20 protein-coding genes, 4 tRNA genes, 1 other RNA gene and 1 pseudogene are annotated in these 22,831 nt (G+C 70.1%); 12 read left to right on the forward strand and 14 right to left on the reverse strand.

The genetic code is table 11. The features are described from left to right. Window positions 1-48: 48 nt before the first annotated feature. The 4 genes from ACZ5VQ_RS10875 to purS all read right to left on the reverse strand — a co-directional run bounded on the left by ACZ5VQ_RS10875 (window position 49) and on the right by purS (window position 3,932). The gene (locus ACZ5VQ_RS10875) at window positions 49-543 is read right to left on the reverse strand and encodes an ArsR/SmtB family transcription factor (protein WP_469104632.1); all 495 of its coding nucleotides are present in this window, start codon (window positions 541-543) and stop codon (window positions 49-51) included. A 193-nt stretch (window positions 544-736) separates the two neighbouring features. Next, window positions 737-2,995 carry a phosphoribosylformylglycinamidine synthase subunit PurL gene (purL, locus tag ACZ5VQ_RS10880; RefSeq protein WP_469104633.1) on the reverse strand — a complete coding sequence of 753 codons (2,259 nt, stop codon included), beginning with the start codon at window positions 2,993-2,995 and terminating at the stop codon, window positions 737-739. Further along, the gene (gene purQ / locus ACZ5VQ_RS10885; protein WP_055613835.1) at window positions 2,992-3,672 is read right to left on the reverse strand and encodes a phosphoribosylformylglycinamidine synthase subunit PurQ; all 681 of its coding nucleotides are present in this window, start codon (window positions 3,670-3,672) and stop codon (window positions 2,992-2,994) included. Before purQ ends, purL begins: the two co-directional genes overlap by 4 nt. Continuing rightward, on the reverse strand, window positions 3,669-3,932 hold the full coding sequence (gene purS / locus ACZ5VQ_RS10890) for a phosphoribosylformylglycinamidine synthase subunit PurS (protein ID WP_055613836.1): 264 nt from the start codon (window positions 3,930-3,932) through the stop codon (window positions 3,669-3,671). The genes purQ and purS overlap by 4 nt, the downstream gene beginning before the upstream one ends. A 370-nt stretch (window positions 3,933-4,302) precedes the next feature. On the opposite strand from purS, the gene ACZ5VQ_RS10895 reads away from it, so the two are divergent. The 8 genes from ACZ5VQ_RS10895 (at window position 4,303) to ACZ5VQ_RS10930 (ending at window position 9,086) form a co-directional block, all read left to right on the forward strand. Then, entirely contained in the window at window positions 4,303-4,620 is a 318-nt protein-coding gene (locus ACZ5VQ_RS10895) for a histone-like nucleoid-structuring protein Lsr2 (protein ID WP_055613837.1), read from the forward strand. A 239-nt stretch (window positions 4,621-4,859) separates the two neighbouring features. Continuing rightward, a tRNA-Gly gene (locus ACZ5VQ_RS10900) sits at window positions 4,860-4,931 on the forward strand. A gap of 81 nt (window positions 4,932-5,012) precedes the next feature. Further along, window positions 5,013-5,088: transfer RNA gene (locus ACZ5VQ_RS10905), tRNA-Gly, on the forward strand. Window positions 5,089-5,257: 169 nt separating this feature from the next. After that, window positions 5,258-6,220 carry an ABC transporter ATP-binding protein gene (locus ACZ5VQ_RS10910; RefSeq protein WP_469104634.1) on the forward strand — a complete coding sequence of 321 codons (963 nt, stop codon included), beginning with the start codon at window positions 5,258-5,260 and terminating at the stop codon, window positions 6,218-6,220. Beyond that, entirely contained in the window at window positions 6,217-7,023 is an 807-nt protein-coding gene (locus ACZ5VQ_RS10915) for an ABC transporter permease (RefSeq protein WP_469104635.1), read from the forward strand. The genes ACZ5VQ_RS10910 and ACZ5VQ_RS10915 overlap by 4 nt, the downstream gene beginning before the upstream one ends. 36 nt (window positions 7,024-7,059) lie before the next feature. Beyond that, a complete protein-coding gene (locus ACZ5VQ_RS10920; protein ID WP_469104636.1) occupies window positions 7,060-8,373 on the forward strand; it encodes a sensor histidine kinase in 1,314 nt (437 codons plus the stop codon). Next, window positions 8,370-8,990, forward strand: a complete 621-nt coding sequence (locus ACZ5VQ_RS10925) for a response regulator transcription factor (protein ID WP_200396861.1) — start codon at window positions 8,370-8,372, stop codon at window positions 8,988-8,990. Before ACZ5VQ_RS10920 ends, ACZ5VQ_RS10925 begins: the two co-directional genes overlap by 4 nt. Before the next feature lie 23 nt (window positions 8,991-9,013). Continuing rightward, a tRNA-Gly gene (locus ACZ5VQ_RS10930) sits at window positions 9,014-9,086 on the forward strand. A 60-nt stretch (window positions 9,087-9,146) separates the two neighbouring features. Here ACZ5VQ_RS10930 and ACZ5VQ_RS10935 read toward each other — a convergent pair. The 6 genes from ACZ5VQ_RS10935 to ffs all read right to left on the reverse strand — a co-directional run bounded on the left by ACZ5VQ_RS10935 (window position 9,147) and on the right by ffs (window position 18,252). Then, entirely contained in the window at window positions 9,147-10,046 is a 900-nt protein-coding gene (locus ACZ5VQ_RS10935) for a phosphoribosylaminoimidazolesuccinocarboxamide synthase (RefSeq protein WP_362071093.1), read from the reverse strand. 128 nt (window positions 10,047-10,174) lie between these two features. Beyond that, window positions 10,175-11,710 (reverse strand): N,N-dimethylformamidase beta subunit family domain-containing protein, encoded by a 1,536-nt coding sequence (locus ACZ5VQ_RS10940; RefSeq protein ID WP_469104637.1) that lies wholly within the window; start codon window positions 11,708-11,710, stop codon window positions 10,175-10,177. 358 nt (window positions 11,711-12,068) lie between these two features. Next, on the reverse strand, window positions 12,069-13,892 hold the full coding sequence (locus ACZ5VQ_RS10945) for a hypothetical protein (protein ID WP_469105000.1): 1,824 nt from the start codon (window positions 13,890-13,892) through the stop codon (window positions 12,069-12,071). A gap of 325 nt (window positions 13,893-14,217) precedes the next feature. Then, complete coding sequence (purD, locus tag ACZ5VQ_RS10950; protein ID WP_469104638.1) at window positions 14,218-15,477, reverse strand: phosphoribosylamine--glycine ligase; 1,260 nt, start codon at window positions 15,475-15,477, stop codon at window positions 14,218-14,220. 148 nt (window positions 15,478-15,625) lie between these two features. Then, window positions 15,626-18,025 carry a DNA polymerase III subunit gamma and tau gene (locus tag ACZ5VQ_RS10955; protein WP_469104639.1) on the reverse strand — a complete coding sequence of 800 codons (2,400 nt, stop codon included), beginning with the start codon at window positions 18,023-18,025 and terminating at the stop codon, window positions 15,626-15,628. Between the two features lie 128 nt (window positions 18,026-18,153). Continuing rightward, an RNA gene (gene ffs, locus ACZ5VQ_RS10960) (signal recognition particle sRNA small type) lies at window positions 18,154-18,252 on the reverse strand. A 71-nt stretch (window positions 18,253-18,323) separates the two neighbouring features. On the opposite strand from ffs, the gene ACZ5VQ_RS10965 reads away from it, so the two are divergent. Next, window positions 18,324-18,411, forward strand: a tRNA-Ser gene (locus tag ACZ5VQ_RS10965). A gap of 62 nt (window positions 18,412-18,473) precedes the next feature. On the opposite strand, the pseudogene ACZ5VQ_RS10970 reads toward ACZ5VQ_RS10965, so the two are convergent. From ACZ5VQ_RS10970 to ACZ5VQ_RS10985, 4 genes and pseudogenes are all read right to left on the reverse strand, one after another. Beyond that, window positions 18,474-18,763: pseudogene (locus ACZ5VQ_RS10970) on the reverse strand (tyrosine-type recombinase/integrase); the annotation flags it as partial. A gap of 70 nt (window positions 18,764-18,833) precedes the next feature. Next, window positions 18,834-19,394: a hypothetical protein gene (locus tag ACZ5VQ_RS10975; RefSeq protein ID WP_469104640.1), complete on the reverse strand. Its 561-nt coding sequence runs from the start codon at window positions 19,392-19,394 to the stop codon at window positions 18,834-18,836. A gap of 453 nt (window positions 19,395-19,847) precedes the next feature. After that, entirely contained in the window at window positions 19,848-20,048 is a 201-nt protein-coding gene (locus tag ACZ5VQ_RS10980; protein ID WP_229829010.1) for a DNA-binding protein, read from the reverse strand. Between the two features lie 56 nt (window positions 20,049-20,104). Beyond that, entirely contained in the window at window positions 20,105-20,824 is a 720-nt protein-coding gene (locus ACZ5VQ_RS10985) for a hypothetical protein (protein WP_469104641.1), read from the reverse strand. A 234-nt stretch (window positions 20,825-21,058) separates the two neighbouring features. On the opposite strand from ACZ5VQ_RS10985, the gene ACZ5VQ_RS10990 reads away from it, so the two are divergent. From ACZ5VQ_RS10990 to ACZ5VQ_RS11000, 3 genes are all read left to right on the forward strand, one after another. Continuing rightward, window positions 21,059-21,337 (forward strand): ribbon-helix-helix domain-containing protein, encoded by a 279-nt coding sequence (locus tag ACZ5VQ_RS10990; RefSeq protein ID WP_375922959.1) that lies wholly within the window; start codon window positions 21,059-21,061, stop codon window positions 21,335-21,337. Then, complete coding sequence (locus ACZ5VQ_RS10995; protein ID WP_307028752.1) at window positions 21,334-21,759, forward strand: hypothetical protein; 426 nt, start codon at window positions 21,334-21,336, stop codon at window positions 21,757-21,759. Before ACZ5VQ_RS10990 ends, ACZ5VQ_RS10995 begins: the two co-directional genes overlap by 4 nt. 281 nt (window positions 21,760-22,040) lie before the next feature. After that, window positions 22,041-22,661 (forward strand): mycothiol-dependent nitroreductase Rv2466c family protein, encoded by a 621-nt coding sequence (locus tag ACZ5VQ_RS11000; protein WP_469104642.1) that lies wholly within the window; start codon window positions 22,041-22,043, stop codon window positions 22,659-22,661. The last annotated feature ends 170 nt before the right edge of the window (window positions 22,662-22,831 follow it).

A 22,831-nucleotide genomic window follows, 5' to 3' on the forward strand; every position in this document is an offset into this window, starting at 1 on the left:
CAGTGGGCCGAAGCCGGCCAGTGGGCCGGAGCCGGAAGTCGTCGAGGCCTAGACCGGCTGAGCCGTGGTCAGCGCGACGAGAAGCGGGACCACACGGCTTCCCGGGATCTCGTAGCGGCCACGCCCCGCCTGTCGCAGCCAGCCCGCGGCGGTCAACTGCCGCAGGTGGTGGTAGATCTGGCCGCTCGTACCCACGTCGTCGAGCCCGGCCAGTTCGGTGGCCGTGCGCCGGCCGCCGACGATCTCGCGCAGCAGCCGCAGCCGCATGGGGTGCCCGAGCGCGGCGAACGCGTCGGCCGTCTCGCTCCAGTCGGCGTCGAGCAGCTGGTCGGTGGTCATGCCGTACTGCCACTCGTACCGCTCCTCGGTCGGCAGCCGCACCGAACCCGTGAACAGCACACCGCCGCCCTCGACATCGGCCAGCTGCGCCTTGAGCCCTTCGAGAGCCCAGAAGTCGCCGTCACCCGCACGCTGAGCGGGCTCACTGCTCTCCAGGGCGTCGAGACGCCGCTCCAGTTCCGCGACGCGCTGCTCCAGATCCATGATGCGAGATTACGTAATTACGTAGAAGTGGTCAATGGGTCGTGGTGTGCGCTCGGGCATGCCGAAGGCCCCGCCCGGATTCCGGACGAGGCCTTCTGGACGCGCCAACCACAGCGCCCCGATAGGGGCGCGGGGAACTGCGCGACCAGCCACGGCAAACCGGCAGACGAAGTACCCGCCCCCAGCGGAGCGTCTACGCGAGCAGCGCCGGGATCGTCCCCTCGTGGGCCGTGCGCAGCTCGGCCAGGGAGAGGGTGAACTCGCCCTGGACCTCGACCTCGTCGCCGTCCACGACACCGATGCGGGTGACGGGCAGGCCGCGCGCCCCGCACATGTCGTTGAAGCGGAGCTCCTCGGAGCGCGGGATCGCGACGACCGCGCGGCCCGCGGACTCTGAGAAGAGGAAGGTGAACGCGTCGAGCCCGTCCGGTACGACGAGACGGGCGCCCTTGCCGCCCTGCAGCGCCGACTCGACCACGGCCTGGATCAGACCGCCGTCGGAGAGGTCGTGCGCCGCGTCGATCATGCCGTCGCGGGATGCGGAGATCAGGATCTCGGCGAGCAGCCGCTCACGCTCCAGGTCGACCTGCGGGGGCAGACCGCCGAGGTGGTCGTGGACGACCTGCGACCAGGCCGAACCGCCGAACTCCTCGCGGGTGTCGCCGAGGAGGTAGAGCAGCTGCCCCTCCTCCTTGAAGGCGACCGGCGTGCGGCGGGCGACATCGTCGATGACACCCAGCACGGCCACGACCGGCGTCGGGTGGATCGCCACCTCGCCCGTCTGGTTGTAGAGCGAGACGTTGCCGCCGGTCACCGGGGTGCCCAACTGCCGGCAGGCGTCGGCCAGTCCGCGGATGGCCTCCGCGAACTGCCACATGACGGCCGGGTCCTCGGGCGAGCCGAAGTTCAGGCAGTCGGAGACGGCGAGCGGCTTGGCACCGGTCGTCGCCACGTTCCGGTACGCCTCGGCCAGGGCCAACTGGGCGCCGTGGTACGGGTCCAGCTTGGTGTACCGGCCGTTGCCGTCCGTGGCGATCGCGACGCCGAGGCCGGACTCCTCGTCGATGCGGATCATGCCCGAGTCCTCGGGCTGGGCCAGCACGGTGTTGCCCTGCACGAAGTGGTCGTACTGGCTGGTGATCCAGGACTTGGAGGCCTGGTTCGGGGAGGAGACCAGCTGGAGGACCTGGTCCTTCAGCTCCTCCGAAGTGGCGGGCCTGGCCAGCTTGTTGGCGTCGTCCGCCTGAAGGGCGTCCTGCCACTCCGGGCGGGCGTACGGACGCTCGTAGACCGGACCGTCGTGCGCGACCGTGCGGGGGTCGACGTCGACGATCTTGCCGCCGTGCCAGAAGATTTCGAGACGGTCGCCGTCGGTGACCTCACCGATCACCGTGGCGATGACGTCCCACTTGTCGCAGATCTCCAGGAACCGGGCGACCTTCTCCGGCTCGACGACCGCGCACATGCGCTCCTGCGACTCGCTCATGAGGATTTCCTCGGGAGACAGAGTCGAGTCGCGCAGGGGTACGTCGTCCAGCGTCACGCGCATGCCGCCGGAGCCGTTGGACGCCAACTCGCTGGTGGCGCAGGACAGTCCGGCCGCGCCGAGGTCCTGGATGCCGACGACCAACTTCTCGGCGAAGGCCTCCAGGGTGCACTCGATGAGGAGCTTCTCCTGGAAGGGGTCGCCGACCTGGACCGCGGGACGCTTGGACGGCTTGGCGTCGTCGAAGGTCTCGGAGGCGAGGATCGAGGCGCCGCCGATGCCGTCGCCGCCGGTCCTGGCCCCGTACAGGATGACCTTGTTGCCGGAGCCGGACGCCTTCGCGAGGTGGATGTCCTCGTGCCGCATGACGCCGATGGCACCGGCGTTGACCAGCGGGTTCCCCTGGTAGCAGGCGTCGAAGACGACCTCGCCGCCGATGTTCGGCAGGCCCAGACAGTTGCCGTAGCCGCCGATGCCGGCGACGACACCCGGGAGTACGCGCTTGGTGTCGGGGTGGTCGGCCGCGCCGAACCGCAGCGGGTCGACGACCGCGACCGGGCGGGCGCCCATCGCGATGATGTCGCGCACGATGCCGCCGACGCCGGTGGCCGCGCCCTGGTAGGGCTCGACGTACGACGGGTGGTTGTGCGACTCGACCTTGAAGGTGACCGCGTAGCCCTGGCCGACGTCGACGACGCCCGCGTTCTCGCCGATGCCGACGAGGAGGGCGTCCGACTGGGGGGCCTTCTCGCCGAACTGGCGCAGGTGCACCTTGGAGGACTTGTACGAGCAGTGCTCGGACCACATGACGGAGTACATGGCGAGCTCGGCACCGGTGGGCCGGCGGCCGAGGATCTCCACGACCCGCTCGTACTCGTCCTTCTTCAGGCCCAGTTCGGCCCAGGGCAGCTCGACGTCGGGGGTCTCGGCCGCGTGCTCGACCGTGTCCAGAGGCGTCCGGCTCATGCGTTGACCAGCTTCTTGAGGATCGAGGTGAAGAAGGGGAGGCCGTCGGTGCGGCCGGACCCGATGAGGGGCTCGACGGCGTGCTCGGGGTGCGGCATGAGGCCCACGACGTTGCCAGCCTCGTTCGTGATGCCGGCGATGTCCCGAAGCGAGCCGTTCGGGTTGAAGTCCACGTACCGGAAGGCGACCCGCCCCTCCGCCTCCAGCATGTCGAGCGTGTGCTCGTCGGCGACGTACCGCCCGTCCATGTTCTTCAGCGGGATGTGGATCTCCTGGCCGGACTCGTAGTCGGCGGTCCAGGACGTCTCCGCGTTCTCCACCCGCAACTTCTGGTCACGGCAGATGAAGTGCAGGTGGTCGTTGCCGAGCATCCCGCCCGGGAGGAGATGGGCCTCGGTGAGGATCTGGAAGCCGTTGCAGATGCCGAGCACCGGCATTCCCGACTTCGCCTGCTCAATCACGGTCTCCATCACCGGCGAGAAGCGCGAGATCGCTCCTGCGCGCAGATAGTCGCCGTACGAGAAACCGCCGGGCAGCACCACGGCGTCGACCTGCTTGAGGTCCTTGTCCTTGTGCCAGAGAGCGACGGGTTCGGCACCGGCGAGCTTGATCGCGCGCTGGGTGTCCCGGTCGTCGAGGCTTCCCGGGAAAGTGACGACGCCAATACGAGCGGTCACTTTCCTGCCTCCGCGACTTCCTCGACCTTGACGGTGAAGTCCTCGATCACGGTGTTGGCGAGGAAGGATTCCGCAAGTTCATGGATGCGGGCGAGGGCGGCTTCGTCCACCGGTCCGTCCACTTCCAGTTCGAATCGCTTTCCCTGACGTACGTCGGCGATACCTTCGAAACCGAGGCGCGGCAGTGCACGCTGCACCGCCTGGCCCTGGGGGTCGAGGATCTCCGGCTTGAGCATGACGTCGACTACGACGCGTGCCACTGGCACTCCCGGTGTGTGGTGCTGAGCAGGTTCGTTCAGACTACCCGTACAAAATTTCTACGCGGGTAGATTCGTAGGAATCTACGTGATGGCCATCACGATTCCGCATCGAGACGCTATCGACCGGGGATGAAGGGGCTACCTTCACGAAAAATCCTGGGAAAGATCCGGATCAGGACCCGGTCTCCTATTGCCTTGAGACACGCCAAGAGATTTAGTCGAGCTTCACATTGGATTGCCGGGCACTGTACAAAGGAATTGGCAATAGCCGATACTTTGCCCAATCGCCCATAAAAACAGCCGGACAGTCGGCATCTCCGCACGTCATCACGTGTCGCTGGAGAGGTGCCGCACGAAGGGACCGATATTCGTGGCGCAGCGTGTCGTAGTCACTCTCTTCGACGACATCGACGGCTCGGAAGCGGCGGAAACGATCGCCTTCGGTCTGGACGGCAAGTCGTACGAGATCGACCTGAATCAAGCCAATGCCAAGAAACTGCGTAAGGCGTTGGAGCCGTACCTGGAGGCCGGGCGCAAGCGGTCCCGGTCCGGCAAGGCGTACCGGCAGACCGCCGTCGCGCCCGATCCGGCGGCCGTTCGGGCGTGGGCCCAGTCCCACAAGATGGAGGTGCCGGCTCGGGGGCGGATCCCCAAGCGGGTCTATGAGGCGTTCAGCGCCGCGCAGTGACCCTCCGGGGGAGGCGGGGCTTCCGCGGGTCGGCTGTCGGGTGGGGGTTCCATCGGGCCGACGGCACCCACGCGGCGGAGCCGGACATCGGTACGGCCCCGCGCCCCTGACGGGGCCCGGGGCCCCCGGAAGCCTTCATCCGGCCCTGGGAGCAGCCGACTTGCGTAGTACCCCTGCTGATCAGCTAGAGTCTGGAGCACGCCGAGGGGCAAGGCCGAAAGGCCAGGTCCCGGGGTCACGCGGGTGTAGTTCAGTAGTAGAACATCCCCCTTCCAGGGGGAAGGCGCAGTGTGCAATTCCTGTCACCCGCTCTGCACTGCCGGTCTGGTCGGCGTTTTCGATCAGGTAGGCTGGTGCCTGCGCCGATCGGTGAGAGCCGGTCGGAGGCAAATGCGGACGTAGCTCAGTTGGTAGAGCGCAACCTTGCCAAGGTTGAGGTCGCCAGTTCGAACCTGGTCGTCCGCTCCAGTAAGTAAGGCCCCGGTCATCACGATCGGGGCCTTTCTCGTGTGCCCGGACCGTCTCCCTGGCTTCCGGGCCGTCCCTCTGACTTCCGGGCCGTCCCTCTGACATTTGTCATGTCCAGCGATGACAGCGCGCACTGCTCCCGCCCGTCGGCGGCGGGGAGGCTGGTCTCATGAACACGAACGAGCACGTGATCGAGGTCACGGATCTACGACGTGTGTACGGGGGAGAGTTCGAGGCGGTCCGGGGGGTGTCCTTCTCCGTCGGCCGCGGGGAGCTGTTCGCGCTCCTCGGGACCAACGGCGCGGGCAAGACCTCCACCGTCGAACTCCTCGAAGGGCTCGCACCGCCGTCCGGCGGCCAGGTGCGCGTCCTCGGCCGTGATCCGTACACCGAACGCGCCAAGGTGCGCCCGCACATCGGCGTCATGCTCCAGGAAGGCGGCTTCTCGTCCGAGCTGACCGTCGCGGAGACCGTACGGATGTGGGCGGGCTGCACGAGCGGGGCCCGGCCGGAGCGCGAGGCGCTGGCGATGGTCGGCCTGTCCCGCCGGGCCGCCGTGCGCGTGAAGCAGCTGTCCGGGGGCGAGAAGCGGCGGCTCGACCTGGCGTGCGCGATCCTCGGGCGGCCCGAGGTGCTCTTCCTGGACGAGCCGACGACCGGACTCGACGCCGAAGGACGCCAGGAGACCTGGGAGTTGGTGCGCGAGCTGCGCGAGTCGGGCACCACCGTGGTGCTGACCACGCACTACCTGGAGGAGGCGGAAGGGCTCGCCGACCGGCTCGCGATCCTGCACGCCGGGCGCATCGCCGTCACCGGCACTCCGGCCGAGGTGACCGCCTCCCAGCCGTCCCGGATCTCCTTCGAGCTGCCCGCCGGCTACTTCCCCGGCGATCTGCCGCCGCTCGCCTCGCTCGGGATCACCGGCCACGAGATGGAGGGCCGGACGATCCGGCTGCGGACGCTGGAGCTGCAGCGGGCCGCCACCGAGCTCCTCGTGTGGGCCCAGCGGGCAGGTGTCGAGCTGCGGGGGCTCGATGTCCGGTCGGGGTCGCTGGAGGAGGCGTTCCTGCGGATAGCCCGTGAGGTGTCGCAGACGTCGGAGATGACGGCGGAGAAGGAGCGTGTGGCATGAGCGCGGAGACTGTGACCAACACCGCACAGGCCGGTCCGACCGCGACCGCCGCACGGCGGATGACGGCCCTCGCGCGAGCCGAACTGACGCTGCTCGGACGCAGCAAGGCCACGTTCTTCGCGGCCCTGTTCGTGCCGCTGATCATGCCCTTCAGCCTTCGCGGGGCGGTCGAGGACATGGACCTGGCGGAGGCGGGGCTCTCGGTCGGCTCGGTCATCCTGCCCTCCGCCGTCGGCTTCTCCCTGCTCTTCGCCGTCTACAGCGCGCTGGTGAGCGTCTACGCCGCCCGGCGTGAGGAGCTGGTGCTCAAGCGGCTGCGCACCGGCGAGCTGCGGGACGTGGAGATCCTGGCGGGTGCCGCGCTGCCGTCGGTCCTGATCGGCCTCGTGCAGTGCGTGGTCCTGACGGTCGCGTGCGCGGCACTCCTCGACGTGGGAGCACCCGAGGCACCGCACCTCGCCGTCCTGGGTCTGCTGTTGGGACTCGTCATGTGGCCCGCCATCGCTGCGGTCGTCGCGAGCTTCAGCAGGAGCCTGGAGGGCGCCCAGGTCGCGGCGATGCCGTTGCTGCTCGTGTCCATGATGGGTTCCGGCACCTTCATTCCGTTCGAGCTCATGCCCGACCGGCTCGCCGCCGTCTGTGAACTGCTGCCGCTGTCCCCGGTGATCACCCTCATCCGCGGCGGCTGGACCGGAGACCTCGGCGCGTACGACGCCCTGGGCGCCATCGCCACAGCGGTGGCCTGGCTCGTGCTGTCGGTGTTTGCTGTACGGCGGTGGTTCCGCTGGGAACCGCGACACTGAGACGGCCGGGAACGACGACGAAAGACGGAGGCGGGTATGCGCGGGCCGGGGGCCTGGTGGCGGGCTCAGAGCACGCCGGCGAAGGTCGAGACGTACACCCGTTGGTCCTTCCACAGCTTCGCGCTGATCGAGGTGAGCTCTGTCGGGCTGCCGGCCTTCGCGCAGGTGGGGGTGCCACTCGCCCTCTGGATGTTCCCGCCGCTGACCGTGCACGCCCTGCTGGTGTCGGTGACCTCGTCACGGGCGCTCGACTGGACGTGCGGCCGCCGTGAGCAGCCCGTACGACTGATCGCGGCGCTCGGTGTCCTCACCGCGCTGCTCGGGATCGGCGCGCTCGCCGTCTCCGAGCACGGGCCGGCCGGCGAGGACATGGACACCGCGGCGGGCACGTTCTTCGTCGTGGTGGTGCCCTTCGGGATCGGCATGATGGCGCTCGGAATGCGTCGACGGCGCGTACTGGCACTGCTGAGCGGATTCGCCGCGGGTACCTGGGTCGCGGCGTTCCTGATCGGACGGCCCGCGGCCACCGCGGCCGCCACCGCGCTCGCGGTGCTGCTCATCGGCGGGGTCCTCTGCCTCACCTCCACCTTCTCGGTGTGGCTGCTGAACGCCGTGCTCGAACTCGATGCGGCCCGCGAGACCCGCACCCGCCTCGCCGTCGCCGAGGAACGGCTGCGCTTCGGGCGCGACCTGCACGACGTGATGGGCCGCAACCTCGCGGTGATCGCCCTGAAGAGCGAGCTGGCCGTCCAGCTCGCCCGGCGCGAACGGCCCGAGGCCGTGGAGCAGATGATCGAGGTGCAGCGGATCGCCCGCGAGTCCCAGAAGGAGGTCCGCGAGGTCGTACGCGGCTACCGCGAGGTCGACCTCGGCGTCGAACTCCTGGGCGCGCAGGGCGTGCTGACCGCTGCCGGGGTCGAGTGCACGGTGACCGGATCGGCATCGGAGCTGCCCTCGGCGGTCCAGTCGGCGCTCGGCTGGGTCGTACGGGAGGCGACCACGAACGTGCTGCGGCACGGGGACGCGGAGCGCTGCCGGGTGGCACTGGGGGTGGTGGGGGCCCGCGTGATCCTGACCGTGGAGAACGACGGGGTGGAGAGCGACAGGGTGCCGAGTACGCCCACCAGCAAGGGGTCCGGCCTCGCCGGGCTGCGGGAGCGGTTGTCGGCGGTGGACGGGACGCTGGAGGCGGGGCCGGTCGACGGTGACCGGTTCCGGGTGGTGGCCGAGGTTCCGCTGCCTCCGAAGACCACCTCCTCATCACCCACGTCGTCGCCGTCCACGTCACCCCCGCCGTCCTCCTCCCCGTCTCCCGCCCCGCGTCCCGTGAACGAAGAGGTCGCCCCATGACGCCCGTACGACCCATCCGGCTGCTGCTCGCCGACGACGAGCACCTCATCCGGGGGGCGCTCGCCGCGCTGCTCGGGCTTGAGGAGGACCTGCTCGTGGTGGCGGAGGCGGCCAGTGGGCCCGAGGCGCTGGCGATGGCCAGGGCCCACGAACCCGACGTGGCGGTACTGGATCTCCAGATGCCCGGGGCGGACGGTGTGAGGGTGGCCACATCGCTGCGGGTCGAACTGCCCGCGTGCCGGGTGCTGATCGTGACCAGTCACGGGCGGCCGGGGCATCTGAAGCGGGCGCTTGCGGCGGGTGTGCGCGGGTTCGTCCCGAAGACCGTCAGCGCACAGCGGCTCGCGGAGATCATCCGTACCGTCCATGCCGGAAACCGTTACGTCGACCCGGAGTTGGCCGCCGACGCGATCTCCTCCGGGGACTCGCCGCTGACCGCGCGCGAGGCGGAGGTGCTGGAACTGGCCGGCGACGGGGCACCCGTCGCGGAGATCGCCGAGCGGGCCGCGCTGTCACAGGGGACCGTACGGAACTATCTGTCGTCGGCCGTCTCCAAGCTCGGGGTGGAGAACCGGCACTCGGCAGTGCGTCTCGCGCGGGAGCGAGGTTGGGTATAGTTGCTCTCGCGCCACGGCGCAGCGCGGACGTAGCTCAGTTGGTAGAGCGCAACCTTGCCAAGGTTGAGGTCGCCAGTTCGAACCTGGTCGTCCGCTCAGCACGAAGAAGCCCCCGGTCATCGCGACCGGGGGCTTCTTCGTGCACACCGAGGACTCTCAGCTCCAGGTGGTGCCCGTGAGGCGTTCGTACGCCTCCACGTACTTGGCGCGGGTGGCGTCCACGACCTGCTGGGGCAGCGCGGGCGGCGGGCGCTCGCTCTTGCGGTCCCAGCCGGACTCGGCGGAGGTCAGCCAGTCGCGGACGAACTGCTTGTCGAACGAGGGCTGCGCGCGGCCCGGCTCCCACTGGTCGGCCGGCCAGAAGCGGGAGGAGTCCGGGGTGAGCACCTCGTCGGCGACGACGAGCGTCTCGCCGTCGAAGCCGAACTCGAACTTCGTGTCCGCGAGGATGATCCCGCGCTCGCGCGCGATGTCACGGCCCCGGCCGTAGACGGCGAGCGTCGCCTGGCGCAGCTGGGCGGCGGTGTCCGCGCCGACCTGGCGGGCGACCTCCTCGTACGAGACGTTCTCGTCGTGCTCGCCGACGGCGGCCTTGGTGGCCGGGGTGAAGATCGGGGCGGGCAGCTCCGAGCCGTCGGTCAGGCCCTCGGGGAGGGCGAGACCGCAGACGGTACGGGTCTGGTCGTACTCGACGAGACCCGAGCCGGTGAGGTAGCCGCGGGCCACGCACTCGACCGGGGCCATCCGCAGCGACTTGCAGACCAGGGTGCGGCCGGCCCAGTCGGCCGGGGCGCCGGGCGGGAGGTCGGTGCCGAGGACGTGGTTCGGCATCAGGTCGGCGATCTGGTCGAACCACCACAGCGAGAGCTGCGTCAGGACGCTGCCCTTGTCGGGGATCTCCGTGGGCAGCACCCAGTCGAACGCGGAGATGCGGTCGCTGGCGACCATCACGAGGTCGCCCGCCTCGTTCTGGTACAGGTCGCGCACCTTGCCGGTGTGCAGATGCACCAGACCCGGCACCTCGACGGGCTCGGGCTTTTCTACGAATCCGGACACGGTTCCTCCCCGTCTTTCTGGCCAACTGGGTCGATTCTCCCGTACGGGAAGAACCGGGCCGGCCAGGGGTCGGGTGTGAGGGTTCTCTACGGGTTCAGTTCTGAAGGTTTTCCACAGGGTCAACGGGCTCAGTCGCGTTTGCAGATGCGGTCCAGGAGGTTCGCCGTGGCGCGCTGGACGCGGGTGTCGATGTGGCCCGGGCGGTCCAGGGCCGGGGACCAGGCGAAGGTGCCGGCCGCGAAGACGAGGGCGCCGGAGGGGGCGCGGTACAGGGACGTCTCCTGGTGGCGGATGGCTCCCTCGGTGTCCCGGTACGGGGAGTGGGAGAGGAGGATGCGGCCCTGGTGCTCGGGGAGCGTGATGCGCGGGAAGTAGCGGTCGGCCTCGCCCGCGACCATGCCCTCCAGCTCGTCGCCGTCGTGGGCGCCGGTCGCCTCCCACAGCCAGTGGTCGGCGTTGCGGACGACCAGGGGGTGCGCCTCGGGGACCCGGCCCGCGTACTGGACGCCCAGGAGTTCCTGCTCGGGGCGGTCGACCTCACGCCACAGTGCGGGTTTGCCCGGGCCGCGGCGTTTTCGGCAGGTGAGCAGGCGGTCGGGGACGCCGGACGGGGACGGGCCCAGCTCCGCCTGCCAGTACATGGTGTTTGCGGAGAGGAAGACGAGGGACGTGCCGTGCTCGCGGGCGACCTCCACCGTGCGGCGCATGGTCGTCGACCAGTACTCGTCGTGCCCCGGGAAGACCAGGCCCCGGTAGCGGGTGGGGTCGACGCGGCCGGCGTGCAGGTCGCGGGCGTCGGCGTACGCGAGGTCGTAGCCGTAGCGCTCGGCCCAGCGGATGAAGTCGTAGGCGTGGCCGACGTGGAGGGGGAGGCCCGCGCCCGCGTACGGGCGGTCGAACGACACCGTCGTGGCGGCCTCGGCCTCGCCGAGCAGCCGGCCGTGCTCGTCCCACGCGTGGTAGAGGCTCGCGCCCGTGTGGCCGTCCTCCGGATACAGGTTGTACGCCTGCCAGGTGATGTCCGGGAGGAGAAGCAGCAGGTCGGCGGGGTGGTTGTCGCGGACCGTGAACGGGATGTGCGAGCGGTAGCCGTCGTCGGTGGTCAGCACGGCCACGTACGCGCCGATGCTCCAGTACGCCGGGATCTGCAGCCGCCAGGAGAGCCACCAGTGGTGGCAGGAGACCGTGCGGTCCGCGGTGAGCGGCGGCGGCTGGACGATGCCGGGGAGGCGGGGGCTGGTGGTGATCTTGCTGGCGCCGTCGCCGCCGTAGTGGCCGATGCGGTAGATGTCCACGCTGAACTGCTGCGGCGGGTCGACCGTGATGTGGAAGTCGATGGCCTCGCCGGGGGCGGCCGCGCCGGTGGAGGCGAAGCCCTTGATCTGCCGGTGGACGTCGTCCGCCGTGCGGGGGCCTCCGGCGGTCTGGCGGGGGGTGGGGACGCGCGGGCCGGTGGTTCCGTGGTGGTTGCGGTTGCGGTTGCCGTCGCCCGGGGATGCCGCGCCGGGGGGCGGGGCCTCCACGTACCACGGGACGACGTGGCCCGTGTCGTCGAAGTAGTGCTCACTGCCGCGCAGCCAGGGGACGGGGCCCTGTCCGAAGGGGTCCGTGACGGCATGCGCCAGCGCTCCCGACTCCCACCGGCGAATCTGCTCCGACCCCATACCGCGTTCCCTCCCTCGTGCCCCCGTCAGCCCCTGTCGGCCTTTGCAGGCCCTTGCCTTGTCAATGAGCGGACCCAGCACATCACATTACGCACGCGCTCCGTCACCGTTCGTCGCGAATTGCCTCCGGCGGTTGGGCAGGGGGGGCAGAGGGAGTGGGGTGCGGGTGGGTGGTGGTGTGCGGGTCGGTGGGGGCTGGGTGCGCAGTTCCCCGCGCCCCTGAAGGCGGGGCTGCGCCCCGGCCTTTCAGCCCGTCCGGCGTTTGAGGACGAGCGCGTTCAGCGCGATTCGGGGTCTGGGGGCGGAGCCCCCAGGGATGGGACGGGTAGGGGCGGCGGGGGCGAGGAAGGGCTTGGCCTCAAACCAGGCGGACCGGCTTCTCGGGGCGTATGCCCAGGTGGAGGAGCCAGGTGCGGAGGGGCACGGGGTCGCCCTCCTCGATGAGGCTCAGGACTCGGGGCCCGAGGTCCACGGACCGCTCGCCGTTGATGAGGAGCGACGGCCCGTCGAGCCAGTCGAGCCCCGGAGCCGCCCCGGCCGTGTCCATCGCCGCACAACAGACCATCGCGGTGACATGGTCGGCCAGCAACTCCCGCCCGGTCCGAGGCGGTTGCAGAGGAAAGAGCGGCAACGAACCGTCGTCCCAGAGCGCCGTGTCCGGACCGACCTGCCCGGCGGCCCCGGAGGGAGCGGCGGCCCCGGCAGACACCGCGGCCTCCTCGCGCGCCACCTCCGCACTCAACCCCGCCGCGAGCGCCGAACTCCGCTCGTTCTCCGGCCCGCCGTCCTCGTCTTCCTCGTACGCCGCGGCCGCGCGCCTCTCTGCGGCCACCGGATCCCCGAGGTCTCCAAGGGCCCCGGATTCCCGCGAATCCCCCGGCTCCCCGTCACTGAGGTGGTCCATCACCCGGGCCAAGGTCGGCCCCTCCGGATCCGAGGCCCCGGCGCCCGCCCCGGCCCCGGAGGGCCGGCTCACGCCGAGCGCGTCCAGCACCCGGTGCAACCGCGCCGCGTCCGTACGCCACTTCCGGTCCACGACCTCGTCCGGATACTCGTCCCAGTCGACCGGCGCCCAGTCGGGCCCGGTCTCGGCCGGTCCGCCGTGAAAGAGACGCGCGGCCAGCAGGGACGCCGCCTCGTCGATCGCGCCGGGCTCCTCCAGCAGGTCGCAGGCGGGCCGCTCGCCGAGCCGGGAGGCGAACCCCTCGGCAAGGCGGTCGCGCCGCGAGAGCTCGGTGAGGGCCGCGACCACGCCCGCGTCGAGCCGGGACGGCCAGCGCCCCATCCGCCAGGCGGGCAGCGCGACCCGGGTCAGCAGCCGGTCCCAGCCCGCGTACGCGAGCCCCACCTGTTCCTGGGCGACGATCCGCAGACCGTAGTCCACAGCCTGTGCACGCTCCGCGGCCGCGGAGGCGACACCCCGCTCCATCTCGGCGGCATGCCCGCGGCAACTGCGCAGCAGAAGCCGCGCCACCCAGCCGACCCCGCCGAGCACCGTCCTGGACAGGGGTCCACGAGGCTCCGAGGTCACGGCCACCGCCGCGTCGAGACCCCGGATGAAACGCCGGGCCGCGGCTATGTCGGGGTGCGCCGACGGTCCCGTACCGGCGACGACCGGTGCGAGGACGGCGCGCAGTTCGCCGACCCGCATCCACCACAGGAAGGGCGAGCCGATGACGAGGACGGGCGCGGCCGGCGTACGACGGTGGGCCGACGGGAGGACCCGGACGCCCGGTACGCCCTCGATCTCGTCGCGGGACTCCGGCCTGGGCTGGCCGTGGGCCGGGTGGGTGCGGTCCTCCAGCCAGCTGTCGCAGTCCGGGGTGAGCGCTATCGCGGAGGGCGCGGGCACTTCGAGGCGGTCGGCGAGGTCGCGCACCATGCGGTAGAGATCGGGCGCCGACTCCTCGGCGATGGTGACCGTGGGGCTCACGGCGGGCCGGGAACGGGCCACGACCAGCGCGATACCCGCCGCGGCGAGGAGGACGAACAGGGCGAACCCCGACACGATCCAGCGCGTGACGGCCCAACCGGGGCCGTCGATGTGGCCCGTCGACCCGCCGACGAGCAGCACGACGGCGACGGCCGCGGGCAGCAGGGCGACGGCCAGCGCCCGGCTGCGGACCCGCAGCACGGCGAGAGCCCGTGAGCGCGCGGCCTGCGCGCCCACCTCCACACCCATACCGGACACGACCGGTGTCACCCCCTACTGCCCGCCCGGCGCGTGCATACCCAGCCACTGCCGGCGGACGTCCATGGCGTTGCTCACTCCCCCACTGTGGCACCCACGACCGACATCGCAATGCCGGTGGGCCAAGTGCCGGAACGCTTGCGCCGCACCCTAGTTGGGGCCCCGGCCCTCGTCAGCCGGATGGGGCATCGGTCACTCGATGGAATGGCTTTGGGCAGAGGTGGCTGACGAAAGGGCCCCGGATCCTGTGCTGGATCCGGGGCCCGGGGTCGTTCTTCGATGCGTGTTGACGCAGGTGAAGGGACGTAACTGTCGGTTACGCCTGGGCCGCCCCCGCCACCTTCGCCGCGATGTCCGTACGGTGCTGGCCGCCATCGAGGCGGATTCGGTTGACCGCTTCGTACGCGCGTGCGCGGGCCTGGGTGAGGTCCTTGCCGCTGGCCGTGACGGAGAGCACCCGGCCGCCCGCGCTCACGACGGCGTCGCCGTCACGCCGGGTGCCCGCGTGCAGGACGTACGCGTGCGGGGCGTCCTGTGCCGCCACCTCGTCGAGGCCCTCGATGGGGTCGCCGGTGCGCGGGGTGTCCGGGTAGTTGTGCGAGGCGATGACCACGGTGACGGCCGCGTCGTCGCTCCAGCGGAGAGGTTCGAGGTCGGCCAGGGTGCCGTCCGCCGCCGCGAGGAGGATGCCGGAGAGGGGGGTCTTCAGGCGGGCGAGGACGACCTGGGTCTCGGGGTCGCCGAAGCGGGCGTTGAACTCGATGACCCGTACGCCCCGAGAGGTGATCGCGAGCCCGGCGTAGAGGAGCCCGGAGAAGGGGGTGCCGCGGCGGCGCATCTCGTCGACGGTCGGCTGCAGGACGGTCTGCATGACCTCCTCGACCAGCTTCGGGTCGGCCCACGGGAGGGGCGAGTACGCGCCCATGCCGCCGGTGTTCGGACCCTCGTCGTTGTCGAGCGCGCGCTTGAAGTCCTGCGCGGGCTGCAGCGGGACGACCGTCACGCCGTCGGTGATCGCGAAGAGGGAGACCTCGGGGCCGTCGAGGAACTCCTCGATGACCACACGGTCGCAGGCGTTGGCGTGTTCGCGGGCCCTGTCGAGGTCGGCGGTCACGACGACGCCCTTGCCGGCCGCGAGACCGTCGTCCTTCACGACGTACGGGGCTCCGAAGGCGTCGAGCGCCTCCTCGACCTCGTCGGGGTTCGTGCAGACGTACGAGCGGGCCGTGGGTACGCCCGCGCCTGCCATGACGTCCTTGGCGAAGGCCTTGGAGCCCTCCAGCTCGGCGGCCTCCTTGGAGGGGCCGAACACCGGGATGCCCGCCTCGCGCACGGCGTCGGCGACCCCGGCCACGAGGGGGGCCTCCGGGCCGACGACCACCAGCCCGGCGCCGAGCTCCGTGGCCAGCGCGGCCACGGCCTTGCCGTCGAGGGCATCGACCTGGTGCAGCTCGGCCACCTCGGCGATACCCGCGTTGCCTGGGGCACAGTGCAGCGCGGTGACGTCGGGGTCGAGGGAGAGAGAACGGCACAGGGCGTGTTCGCGGGCACCGCCGCCGATAACTAGGACCTTCACGGGGGTCAGACTAGCCGTCGTGTTTCGGGGGCGGGTCGGCGTGGGCTCGCCACTGCTCCCTACTACTTGTCGCCGCTCGTCACTACTACTGGTCGTTGCTCGCTACCACTGCTGGTTGCTGCTCGTCGCTACTACTCATTGCTGCTCGTCACTGCTCGTTCGAGAACTCCTCCACCACCGTTGCTCCCAGCTCTCTCACGATCAGTTCGTGGCCCGACAGGGCGGACTCGTCGAGGTCCGGATCGTCGTCCTCCGGGATGTCGTCCTCGGGGGAGATGGGGGGCGGCTCCGGCGCTGAGGGGCGGGGAGCTGGCGCGGGACCGGATGCGGGCGCCGCCTGGGACCGGGGTGCCGAGGAGGCGGGCCGGGGAGCCGGAGCCGACGGCTGCTGCGGGGCGGGGCGGGGCGCCGCCTGAGCCGGCGCGCCCCCTCCTCCATAACCCCCGCCGTAGCCGGACCCGGGGCCGGGCGCGGGCGGCGGTGCCGAACCGCCGGACGGGTCGACGACCGCCTCGACCTTCCAATGCACGTTGAACAGCTCGGTCAGCGCCTGCTTCAGCACCTCTTCGCTGCCGCTGCTCGCGAAGTTGTCCCGAGCGCCCGCGTTGACGAAACCGATCTGGAGAGTCGTGCCGTCGAAGCCGGTCACCTGCGCGTTCTGGCTGAGCAGGATCCAGGTGAAGCGGCGTCGGTTCTTCACCGCCTCCAGGATGTTCGGCCACAGCATGCGGGGGTCGGGGCCGCCGCCGGGGGGAGCGGAGGCGTACGCAGCCGCGGGGGCGGGGGCTTGAGCCTGGGACTGGGACTGGGACTGGGACTGGGGCTGGGGCTGGGACTGGGCGGCCTGGGCCGCGGGCGGACCGGGTGCGGCGGGTGGCTGTCCCCCGCCCGCCGGGGTGGCGGTCGGCCACCCGCCGGGCCGTCGGCCGCTGCCCGCGGCGGTCGCGGCGGGCCAGGCACCGGGGGCAGCGCCGGCCGCGGGGGCGGAGGGGGGAGCCTGGGCGGGCGGCTGTTCCGAAGCGGGGGCAGGCGTGGGCGCGGCCCCCGGGGAGGCTTGGGCCGACGTCGGGGCCTGGGCCGAGGAAGGGGCCTGGGCCGGTGTGGGGGCATGCGGCGCCGCGGAACCCGTAACTCCACCATGGCCCGTATCTCCACCGGGGCCCCCCGCTCCCCGTACCGCGGCGCGAGCCGCGGCAGGCCCGCCACCCGGCGGGACGGAGGGGCCGGGGGGAGCAGGAGGAGCGGAAGCAGCCATGCCGCCTCCCTGCATGCCGGTTGGCATACCGGCAGGCATCCCCGCCGGGGCCCCGGCCGGCATCGCGGCATGGGCGTCGGGCCCGGGCACGTACCCCATGGCGGGCGCGCCTGCCGCGGCCGCCCCCGTGAAGTTCACCCCGCGCTCGATCCGGTCGAGCCGGGCCATGAGGGACCGCTCGTCGCCGTACGCGGCGGGCAGGAGCACGCGCGCGCAGATCAGTTCGAGCTGCAGGCGGGGCGAGGTGGCCCCGCGCATCTCCGTCAGCCCTTCGTTGACGAGATCGGCGGCCCGGCTGAGCTCGGCGGCGCCGAACACTCCGGCCTGGGCCGTCATCCGCTCCACGACATCGACGGGAGCGTCGATGAGCCCCTTCTCACCGGCATCGGGCACGGCCGCGAGGATGACGAGATCGCGCAGCCGCTCCAGCAGGTCGGCGACGAACCGCCGAGGATCGTTTCCGCCCTCGATGATCCGATCGACGACCTCGAAAGCGGCGGCGCCGTCCCCCGCGGCGAAGGCCTCGACCACGGAGTCGAGCAGCGACCCGTCCGTATAACCGAGCAGCGAGGTCGCCATGGCATACGTCACACCGTCGTCCCCGGCACCGGCCAGCAGCTGGTCCATGACGGACATGGAGTCACGCACGGACCCGGCCCCGGCGCGCACGACCAGCGGAAGCACCCCGTCCTCGACGGGGCTGCCCTCGCGCCCGCACACCTCGCTCAGGTACTCCCGCAGAGTCCCGGGCGGCACGAGCCGGAACGGATAGTGGTGCGTACGCGACCGGATGGTCCCGATGACCTTCTCGGGCTCGGTGGTGGCGAAGATGAACTTGAGGTGCTCGGGCGGCTCCTCGACGACCTTCAGCAGCGCGTTGAACCCGGCCGACGTGACCATGTGGGCCTCGTCGATGATGTAGATCTTGTACCGGCTGCTCGCGGGGCCGAAGAACGCCTTCTCTCGCAGGTCACGAGCATCGTCCACGCCACCGTGCGAGGCGGCGTCGATCTCGATGACGTCGATGGAACCCGGCCCGTTCCTCGCGAGGTCCCGGCAGGACTGGCACTCACCGCAGGGCGTCGGTGTGGGCCCCTGCTCGCAGTTCAGACACCGTGCCAGGATCCGCGCACTGGTCGTCTTCCCGCAGCCACGCGGCCCGCTGAACAGGTACGCGTGATTGACCCGGTTGTTCCGCAGCGCCTGCTGCAACGGGTCGGTGACATGCTCCTGCCCGATGACCTCGGCGAACGACTCCGGGCGATAACGGCGGTACAGCGCGAGAGACGACACGCATACGAGGTTATAGGCGCCCACTGACAACGCGGACCGCCCGCCGGACTTCCCCGCTCCGCCCCACTGGCACCGGGCCGCACCCGCAGCTCCACCAGGGCCACGCCCTCGGCTCCGCCGGCCCCGCAAACGCAAGCGCCCCCCACGCACCCGCCAGAGCCAACCTACCCTTGCTGCCTTCCGGCCCTGGGGGAGTTCAGTCAGATAGCGCCACGTGAGGGGCTGCGCACACAGTACCCGATCTGAGCGGGGGGAACGAGTTCGCGAGCACTCCTCAACGTCTTGTATTGTTTGCCGCGGAGGATTCGCCTAGTGGCCTAGGGCGCACGCTTGGAAAGCGTGTTGGGGGCAACCCCTCACGAGTTCGAATCTCGTATCCTCCGCCAGTGCCTCACCGGGCACGATGTCGAAGGGCCCCACCGTTCGCGGTGGGGCCCTTCGACGGTTCTCAGCCCTCGTTGTCCTGCGTTTTTGTCCACAGCGGGTGTCTCCGGGGGTCCCCAGATGGCTTCGGCGATCTTCCGGGCCACGTCCTTGAGCATGGCGTCCGACACGTGGAGGTAGCGGACCCGCAGGCTTGCGGAGGTGCCCGGCTCCCACCCCATGATCTGATCAATGACCCGGGCCGGGACACCGAGCAATATGAGCACGGTGGCGGCCGTGTGCCGAGCGTCGTGCAGCCGGGCGTTCCGAACCCCCCGCGTCTTCCAGCAGACGCTTCCAGTAGTGATAGTCACTCCTCCGCCAGTGCCTCACCGGGCACGATTCCGAAAGGGCCCACCGCGAGGTGGAACCCTTCGATGCGTGGTTAACGGGGCTGCCGAACAGCCACGGAACGGTTGCCGTCATTCCAGATGTAGACACCGCTGGTACCTGCGCCGTACCAACTCTCCGGCCCGACCTCGGCCGTGAGAGACGGGTACTCGCTGATGTGATCCCAAACCTCGGCCGGGTCCACCTGCCTGTACGGCTGGTTGAACACCAGAGCGGGTCTGCCGGTGGTCCGCGAAAGCCACGTGGTCGTGTGGTCGTAGAACCCCGGCCTGCCTTGGCATTCCCTCTTGGCGCAGCGGCCCCTGCCGAGCCAGTGGAGTCCGGACGAACACCCCGTGTTGCCACTCTTGAGGTCGTGCCGGTCCGCCCAGTCCAACAGGTCCGCGCGCATCTGGACGTAGATGTTCGGGCCGTAGGGCCAGTGCACGCCGTCGGCGTCACGGTTGAGCACGCCCCGGGCGTGGTCATCCAGAGAGCTGATCAGTTCCTTCTGATCGGTGCTCTGGCAGCGCCAGCACCACCACTTCGCTTCTCCGATCCCGGAGCCGAAGAACAACCCCTGCCGGGACCGTCCGCATCCCTCGCAGTCGTACATAATCTTGTTCCTTCGCTTCTCGTCGGACCCGATTCGGTGCAGTGGGGAACGGATCAGGCGGTTCCCTCCCTGTAGAGGAGAGAGAACCGCAGAACCATCCGGCTCCCGGCGGTTCGGAGCCACCCAGTATCACCAGGTATGGCCTGGGCTTTTGTCTGAACTACCCAACCGCGCGGCCGTCCGGGGGCGTTCGTGGGGACTCAGGGAGCAGGTCAGAGGGGGGCGCGTACGGCGGTGAACGGTGGCGGCCGGCGATGCACTGGACAAAGGCCAGGACAACAGACGTTCCTGTTGGACGTCACCATCCGCGCTATCGGGGGTTATCGTGCGACCGAAGCCGCCGACGCGGAGCCGCTCGACGGATCAGCAGCGCACCGACCATCCACATGCGCCCTACCAACCCGTTCCATGCCAGCGTCACCCCGGAGGGTGGGACGTTCGCGCGGCCTGCCCTCAGTCCCATCTCCTCGCGAACTCGGCTCCGGCCAGCAGGTCGACGATCCGCACGATCGGATCATCGAGCCCCATGGCCACCAACACATCGGCGGGAAGGACTACGTACTTCCCCTTCTCCTTCGTGACACGGCAGGGGAAGCGGCCCGCCCTCACCAGTCCGCACGCCTTCGCTGCGTCGACCCCAAGGAGATCTGCCACCTTGCGGAGGGGCATTGGCTCGCCCAGCCACTGCGACAGTCGCCTTGCGCTCGGGTTCACTCGGCTTCCTTCTGCCGTCCGTCGAGTTCGTCGGACTCACCCCCGGGCACCTGCCCCGAACCCGAGGCGAGGAACGCGGCCAAGAGCCCGAGGCGGTGCAAGGTAGCGCCCATGCGTTCACCGCTGATGCGCTCCCCCAGCAAAGAGTCCACCTCACCGACGGCCTGGATGTCCGACTCGTTGCGGATGGGCGAGTAGTCGTCGTCAAGGAGGCTCGCACGGTCGCCAAGGCTGTGCGGATCCGTCGTACGCTCGGCCGGATCAGACCGCTCCACCGCCCAGCCGGCGGCATTGGCAGCCCGGATGACCTCATCACGGATGTCGTCGGCTTCAGCGGCCAGTGCCAGCCCGTACAACGCGCCGACGAGCATGGCTGACCTCACCTCTGCGACATCGACGCAGAGCCTCCTTGAGACTCTCGCGGCCGACTTCCGCAGGTAGGGGATGATGAAGTACAACGCGAGCAACTGGCCACGCTGAGCCAAGTTCGGCACGTCGCTTCGAGCATCGCGCCCCACGCACCGCCACAGCGCATCCCGCACAGCAGCATCAGCGGCATCCCGTGCCGCCGCTTCCTTCGCCTCCGAGAGCGTGAGGTGCTCGCCGATCGAACATCTCTCCCCGGGTACATGTGGACAGACCAACTGTCCACCGAGCAGCTGCGGAACCTTTAGCTCGATCGACCTGAAGACGTCTGCCGAAGGCAGCAGGGACATGGACTCTCCTCCTGTCGTTCCGTCAACGGCAGGAGGCTCACCACTGCGAAGGATAACCATCCTCATCCGACGCAGCATGCGCTGATGAGAGTGAACGGCACGCGGTGGCCGAGTGAAGCGGTACAAGTCGGCGATCACGCATGGGCAGGGCTCACGGATTGGCCATTGGCCTCCTTGCCCTACGGGTCACGGCAATTTGGTAGGGGCATTCACACCAAGAGTATGGTGCCTTGTATGGCAACCAAGAAAGTAACGGTGACGATCCCCGAAGATCTCCTGGACGAGATCCGCGCCGAGGCGGCTGAGCGGGGACTTTCGGCGTACGTCGCCGAAGCATTGCGATTCAAGCGCGATCGGGACCGGCTGCTGGAACTGGTCGACTGGCTGCAGGAGGAACACGGCGCGGTAACCGAGGACGAGCACGCGGCAGCACTCTCGGAGCTGGAAGATCTCGACGCCGAGCACGAGCGTCGCCTCACCGCCGGAGGACACAACGCCGGAGAGGCCGCGTGACCAAGCGAGCCAGTGAGCACGGGCAGCGGCCACTGCGCGCCTTCGTACTCGACTGCGAAGCCCTGTCCCTCGCTGTGCGTGGCGACCGGAAGATGATCGCCTGGCTCGATCTCGCAGCACGGGGCGAAGCCGAAGTAGTCACGTCGCCCATGACGCTGGTGGAGGCGTACGACGGCAGAACCACCGAGCAACGCTGGGACTGGGTGCTCTCCCGGCTCAAAGTCGCCGACATCGGGAAGGACGAGGCCCGCCAGGCCCGCCGACTCCTGTCCGACGCCAAGCTTCACGGCCACAAGTACGCGATCGACGCGGTGCTCGCCATCATCGCCCGACAGCAGAAAGGGCAGGTCACCATCTTCACATCGGACGTGGACGACCTGGAGAAGCTGGTTCCGGAATCGATCGTCGTCAAGCGAGTATGACCGGCGCCCTGGTCTCAGTTCTGGTCTCATTCGTCGCCGTCCGGCGCCGTCCGGCGCCGTCCGGCGCCGTCCACCATCCGTCCGATGGCCTACTCCACCCCAGGTCAGAACGCCCCCGTCCCGCCCCGAACCCGCAGACGAACATTTGGAAAGCGTGTTGGGGGCAACCCCTCACGAGTTCGAATCTCGTATCCTCCGCCAGTGCCTCACCGGGCACTAACGTCGAAGGGCCCCACCGCAAGGTGGGGCCCTTCGACGTTGTCCGTCTCAGGAGGGGTGGGATGGCCGAACAGCGGACTGTCGACTTCTGGTTCGACCCCGTCTGCCCGTACACGTGGATCAGCTCGCGGTGGATGGTGGAGGTCGCCAAGGTGCGGCCGGTGAGCGTTCGCTGGCGGGTGATGAGTCTGTCGGTGCTCAACGAGCACCGGGACGACAACCCCGAGGGCGAGTGGGGGGACTACATGTGGGCTCCGGTGCGCGTGTGTGCCGCCGTGGAGGAGCGGTTCGGTCAGCAGGCGCTCGGTGACCTCTTCACTGCGATGGGCACCCGATTTCATCTCCGGGGCGACTGGGGGAACCTCCCGGCGGCCCTTGCCGATGCCGGGCTGCCGGAGGAGATCGCCGAGGTCGCCGAGTCCACCGCGTACGACGAGGCGATCCGGTCCTCGCACGCGCAGGCCGTCGCCCTGGCCGGCGACGACATCGGGACCCCGGTGCTGTCCGTCGCCGGGCCCGGTGGCGAACAGGTCGGCTTCTTCGGTCCTGTCGTCTCCCCCGCGCCCACCGGAGAGGCGGCCGGACAGTTGTGGGACGGCTTTCTGCTGATGGCCACCGTTCCGGGCTTCTACGAGGTCAAGCGCACCCGTACCGAAGAGCCCCGGTTCGACATGGGCGACTGACGCGGCGCGGGCGTTGTCCCCCTGGCGAGCTACGCGTGAGTGACCACTGCGGGGTGACGATCCAGGGGCGCCGGATCCGTAGCGTCTGAGTTGTCGCCGCCGCACTCCGGCCGAGGACTTGGAGAGGAAGAGAAGGGTCATCGGGCGGAAGGCGTCTCGGGCGGGATTCG

The sequence above is a fragment of the Streptomyces sp. NPDC033178 genome, from assembly GCF_055577685.1.